1 protein-coding gene is annotated in these 1101 nt (G+C 62.9%); it reads right to left on the bottom strand.

What is annotated here, in order from left to right; translation table 11 throughout:
- Positions 1-1101, bottom strand: a 1101-nt coding sequence (locus M1248_RS33270) for an IS256 family transposase (RefSeq protein WP_317150940.1), incomplete at both ends; no start/stop codon positions are given.

Below are 1101 nucleotides of genomic sequence, written 5' to 3' on the forward strand. Positions count from 1 at the left end.
CAGGGCCAACGCGCCCAGTGCTTGTTTCCAGCCGTTGGTGCGTGCGCCTTCGACGAGGCGCTTGTTGCGTGTGCGGTCGCCGGTCTTGAGGGGGTCGTCGTAGAACTTCTGGCGTTCTCGAGCGCGTTTGTCTTCGATGTTGCAGATCGCCAGCCACAGCAGCTTGACCGCTGCCTGGTCACTGGGAAAGTGTCCGCGGTTCTTGATGATCTTGCGCAACTGGTAGTTCAGCGATTCGATCGCGTTGGTGGTGTAGATGATGCGCCGCAGATCCGGCGGGAACGCCAGGAACGGAATGAACCGCTCCCAGGCGTTACGCCAGGCGATCACTGTCGTCGGATTCGACTGTCCCAGAGCCGAATTAGCGAACTCCTCGAACGCCTCGGCCGCAGCGTCGGCAGTTGGAGCGGTGTAGATGGTCTTCAGCGCGGCAGCGATCTCCTTACGCTTTCCGTAGGACACGAACCGCATGGAATTACGGATCAGATGCACCACGCAGGTCTGCACGGTGGTCTGCGGCCACGTCGCCTCGACGGCCTCGGCGAACCCGGTCAAACCGTCGGTGCACACGATGAGGATGTCTTTGACCCCGCGGTTGGCCAGCTCAGCGCAGACCCCGGCCCAGAACTTCGCGCCCTCGTTGGCCGTCACCCAGATTCCCAGCACGTGGCGGATGCCATCGAGATCGACACCGACGGCGATATGCGCTGCCCGGTTTTTGACCTGGTGACCGTCGCGGATCTTGATGACCAGGGCGTCGAGATAAACGATCGGATACAGCTCCTCCAGCGGCCGTTTCTGCCACTGAACGACCTCCTCGAGGACCGCGTCGGTGATCTTGGAGATCGTCTCGTGGGACAGCTCGGTGCCGATCGTGGTGGCCAGATGATGCTGGATATCGCGGATCGTCATCCCGCCGGCGTACAGCGAGATGATCATGTCGTCCAGCCCGCCCAGGCGCCGTGCGCCCTTGGGGACCAGGGTCGGAGTGAAGCTGCCGTCGCGGTCGCGTGGGACCGCCAGCGCGACGTCACCAACCTCACTGGCCACGGTCTTAGGCGTGAATCCGTTGCGAGCATTGGGTAGTTCACGCCCGATCGG

The organism is Mycobacterium sp. 29Ha (assembly GCF_032883055.1).
GTDB lineage: Bacteria > Actinomycetota > Actinomycetes > Mycobacteriales > Mycobacteriaceae > Mycobacterium > Mycobacterium gallinarum.